The organism is Gilvimarinus gilvus, assembly GCF_030518155.1.
Classification (GTDB): domain Bacteria; phylum Pseudomonadota; class Gammaproteobacteria; order Pseudomonadales; family Cellvibrionaceae; genus Gilvimarinus; species Gilvimarinus gilvus.
Map to the genome: position 1 here is coordinate 1 of NZ_JAULRU010000186.1, position 318 is coordinate 318.

Sequence of the window (318 nt, forward strand, 5' to 3'; positions counted from 1 at the left end):
CAGGTGTATCACGATGCGCGCATGGCCGAAGTGATCAGCGCCGAACATGCCCGGCGCCTGCGCAGCATCTACCCCTACCCGAACGAGGCCATGCACCAGCCAGACGAAAAGGCCCAGCTCAACCTGTTCCTCGGTGAATGGCTGAGTCACTGCCTGGCCTGTGGCCACGAACTGGCAAGCGTTCGCTGACATGCATGCAGACCACCCGCGCCCAGTACATGTGGTGCAACTGACCGACGCCCATCTTTTCGCCGACCCGGCCGGCAGCATGCTGGGCCTCAAGACCCGTGAAAGTTTGGGCCATGTGGTAGCCCAGGT

Annotated in this window: 1 protein-coding gene; it reads left to right on the top strand. The window is 62.6% G+C overall.

The window, feature by feature from the left end:
- The coding region (locus QWI17_RS01560; RefSeq protein ID WP_302720733.1) for a DUF1249 domain-containing protein at positions 1-189 on the top strand (189 nt) is incomplete at its 5' end.
- Positions 190-318: the final 129 nt, after the last annotated feature.